Annotated in this window: 5 protein-coding genes; 2 read left to right on the top strand and 3 right to left on the bottom strand. The window is 51.0% G+C overall.

Annotation, left to right across the window (positions count from 1 at the left end; all coding sequences use genetic code 11):
- On the top strand, positions 1 to 656 hold a 656-nt coding region (locus AB1690_10590), incomplete at its 5' end, for a DNA alkylation repair protein (protein ID MEW6015759.1).
- A 16-nt stretch (positions 657 to 672) separates the two neighbouring features.
- Here the strand turns inward: AB1690_10590 and AB1690_10585 are convergent.
- Positions 673 to 1506, bottom strand: coding sequence for a GNAT family N-acetyltransferase (locus tag AB1690_10585; GenBank protein MEW6015758.1), 834 nt, complete (start codon positions 1504 to 1506; stop codon positions 673 to 675).
- A gap of 160 nt (positions 1507 to 1666) precedes the next feature.
- Here AB1690_10585 and AB1690_10580 point away from each other — a divergent pair, with 160 nt between their 5' ends.
- Positions 1667 to 2059, top strand: a complete 393-nt coding sequence (locus tag AB1690_10580) for a VOC family protein (protein ID MEW6015757.1) — start codon at positions 1667 to 1669, stop codon at positions 2057 to 2059.
- A gap of 34 nt (positions 2060 to 2093) precedes the next feature.
- Here the strand turns inward: AB1690_10580 and AB1690_10575 are convergent, their stop codons facing one another.
- Positions 2094 to 2894, bottom strand: a complete 801-nt coding sequence (locus tag AB1690_10575) for a hypothetical protein (GenBank protein ID MEW6015756.1) — start codon at positions 2892 to 2894, stop codon at positions 2094 to 2096.
- 24 nt (positions 2895 to 2918) lie between these two features.
- Positions 2919 to 3868: hypothetical protein (locus tag AB1690_10570; protein MEW6015755.1), on the bottom strand; the 950-nt coding region annotated here is incomplete at its 5' end.

Raw genomic sequence — 3868 nt, 5'->3', positions numbered from 1 at the left:
AAACGGCCAAAATATATAGACGTCACGGCGCCGGGGAAAATCTTTATGGGGTGAATTTCGCCAATCTGAAAGTTCTGCAAAAAAAACTCAAGACCGACCAGGCTCTCGCTGAGCAGTTGTGGGAGACCGGTAATGTAGATGCCCGTTGTCTGGCGACCATGGTTGCCGACCCGGTTAAATTCCCGGACTCACTGGCGGACCGCTGGATTAATGATATTTCATTTTATATGCTTGCCGACCTGGTGGGCGGTTTGGTCGCCAGGACTCCTCATGCAGGAGAAACGATGAAACGGTGGATGAAATCTGAAAAGGAATTTGTAAGACAGTGCGGCTATGATATTCTCAGCAGCCTTCTTGTCAAAGGTAATGGCGTGCCGGATGCGGAGTGCCAGAGTTACCTGATGACTATCGAGAAGGAGATTAAGAGTTCGCCCAACCGGGCTCGTCATGCTATGAACAACGCCTTAATTGCGATTGGCATATACAAACCGGAACTGCGGGAAAAAGCGATAGCGGCGGCGCAGCGAATCGGAAAGGTCGACGTTGACCATGGCGAGACATCCTGCAAGACCCCCGACGCGGTAGAGTATATCAACAAGGCGGTTGCCCATTACCAGAAAAAAGCCGGGACGGGGGGCAAAAAGGGGCGGAAATAGGCTCCCGCCATTTTTCTCACTCCATCTTAAAAATGTAATTAGGCCTGAGATAGGCGACATCAAAGCCGAATCTTCTCAAATTTCGATATGACGGCACTCCCTTTTCCGCGGTCTCTTCGGCTGTCTCCACAGTCACCCAGCGGCAACCGAGTTCCGCGGCATCATTGATTCTTCGGGTAATAAGCGCCGATTGCGCTCCTTTGCCGCGATGTTGCGGCAGTGTGGCGGCGAAACTGAGCCAGCCGATATCGTCCTTTCTAAAGAGCAATGCCCCCGCTACCGGTGTCAGTTTATCATAAGCGATATAATGATACCATCCCGGCTTCCCTACTGTCGAGGCAATCCATCCCAGCAGCTGGCGCGACCAGTCGAAAGAGTTGACCAGAATCTCGGCGAAGAGTTCGGCGTCGCTCACTCCTATCTGACTGATTGTAATTGCGCCGCCCTGAGATACTGTCGGCTCGGCCCGGCGATACATCTTGACCCAGTTGTTATAATGATACAATTTCCGCGCTCCCAGCCAGCGGGGAATATCGGGTGGCGAGGAAATCGGGGGGAGGGTCAGAAAAAAGCGGGGGATATTTCTGCTTCGATAAAGTGAAATTGCCCGCTCCAGGCTTTCTTCGCTGAAATCAGTCTCCAATCCGGTATCTATTATCCGATTCACCGCGAGCATATCGATTCTGGAAGCGATTGTGACAGTGGCGTTGGCAAGATTTTCTATCTCGATACCGCATTCCTGCACCGCCTCGGGGGTGGCATACCTGTAGAATTCCTCCCAGCCGGAGTTTTCCGTTCGCTCAAATCGGTAAGCCTGTTCCCGGGTAAGGTTCGCCGCTTTCGTGTGCATATTTCTCCCGTCTGTAGATAGACAACGTTATAAAGATTCTTACGCAGGAAGCGGCGGCGATTAAAGAATAATCTTGGCCGCTCTTTTTTGTCGCTGTCCAATATGGCAATACTTACTATATTGGATGCGGATATCTCAGCCCCAATAAAGAGAGGAACCTATGAGAAAAAAGAATCCCCCGCCGGTAGGCAAGATTGTTTGGACCGATTTAACGGTGAAAGATGCCGCTAAAATACGCGATTTTTACCGCCGCGTGGTCGGCTGGAAAATGGGCAAAGTTCCGATGGGCGGCTATGATGACTTTGTGATGTTTCCGCCGGAGAATAAAGAACCGGCCGCCGGAATCTGCCACAAAAGAGGAGAAAATGCCAAACTCCCTTCCTGCTGGATGATTTATATATCGGTTGCCGATGCAGACAAAAGCGCCCGGGAGTGCAAAAAACGGGGCGGAAAAGTATTGGTGGAGCCGAAAGATATGGGAAGTTACGGCAGGTATTGCGTGATTAAAGACCCCTCGGGCGCCGTGGCGGCATTGATAGCGGCGCCGAAATAGGTCCATGTCGGACGGTAGTTCATGGCCTGGTAATTTAATCAGGTAAATGAAGAAGATAGCAGGCAGAGGAATTGCCGGGCACAGTGGCGCCGACAACATATGTAGCGGGAGTGGAGCTTTTCGGAACCCAGATCGCCTTGAAGGGGAGATCGGATGCGACACCTTCTTTTTGCCAGATGACTCCTCCTCCCATGCTATAAATCTCCAATTTCCAATCAGACGGGGATTCACAGGATAGCTCGACAATGGTGCCATCGGTAAATGATTGAGGACTGCATTTTAAGGCGATGGCATTAGTAACCGGAGGTCTCTTTGCGCCGAGAATATCAATATATTGAATCTCGGCGCCAAAGTAGTCGGCGGCTTGTACGCTAAGAATGGAGGATTTTGGATCGACTTTTAGAACAGGTCCCGAAGTAAGGGCCTGTCCCTTGATAGTGCTGAACAGTATTGCCCTGGTGGTATCATTAGAATATCCCACTCTGATTTCCATCTCCTGCGCGGTGCCAAGCGGAGTGACAGGGGTACTGTCAGCCAGAACCAGATAGAGCGCGCCGAGCGGGACCGGAGTGGCAAGCGAGATATTACCCTTGTTCTTCTTCATAGTTACCAGTTTTTCGGAGTAGATCGCGGGAAAGCGAGGGCTTTCACCGGCAATAAATCGAGATATCCAGACAAGGTCGGATATAGTAAATGGGGCATGGTCATTGTTGGCATCGGTGGCGGCGATCTGCGCCGGGCGATTTACAGATAAGACAGAGTTATCGTGAGTGATTAGGTAGTTTACAAATATGTCGAGGTCAGCCCATTCATATGGAAGACCATTAATGTTCAAGTCTCCCGCGACTTCATTATCCCGTTATCCCGCCAAATCAACACCGCCATTGCGGAAGAGGATGTTGCGCTTCATAGAACCGGTATTTTTCAGGAGAGAATCGCAATTATTGCCAATACCAGAATAGGATGGCAGAGTACTGTCCCGGCTGACGCTGTAGCCATAATCAACAAGGGCGTTCATTACTCCGGTGTTCTTCATCCCGGTTTGAGAAGAGGTCGTATCGAGATATGTTATGGTGTTGCTATGGCAATTGAGCCAGTAGAATTTGATTGGCAGAGTGGCATTCTCCAAGGCAGTTCTGAAAGGTATTTGAAATATGAGTGTAAAAAGAATCCGCCTTCGCTTGATGATTCCCGAATTTGATGTAGGAACGTGCTTGTCGGGATTATTGGCGGCGGAGATTCTGATAAGTCCGCTGGGGCAGGACTGGTCGCACCCTTCAAAGCGGCCTATTTCATGATGATAGAACTGCCAGGGGTCGCGGTCGCGCGGGTCGGCGCGGGATTCCCACCTGACTTCAGGCGATTGAAGGCGCATAGTGTCGTAAGCGATGAGAAAATCAAATCCGAGGAGTTCCTCGCCGGTACCGATGAGAGTGATAGGGATTTCGACCGATTGCCCGATGTAAGCGCTTCTTATTTCGGGGATTCTCACTTCGAACCAGTCGCGGGGGAGGGAGTCGGCGAAGCTGTCCATGGGGAAGCGGTCCTGGGCGGAGGTGGGAGTGAAGGAGAGGAGGAGAATCATTCCGCAAAGCGGAATGATTATGAGTCGGGAAATCGGCCAGAGGCGGACCGACGCCGCTTTAAAGAGAGCGAAGAGGAAGAGAAAACTGTCAAGACCGCTCGACCGGCAAGATAAGTGCCCGACGGGTCGAGGGTCTGTGCTTCCCCCGATTTGTGGGACACGTAAATAAGCATAACTGTTTTCATTTTCGAAATCAACCGGGCTTAAGTATTTCAGAGTTGAGT

It is taken from the genome of Candidatus Zixiibacteriota bacterium (assembly GCA_040753495.1).
GTDB lineage: Bacteria > Zixibacteria > MSB-5A5 > GN15 > PGXB01 > DYGG01.
Note: the sequence above shows the minus strand (reverse complement) of the source record. Positions and strands in the feature narration are given on the sequence as shown.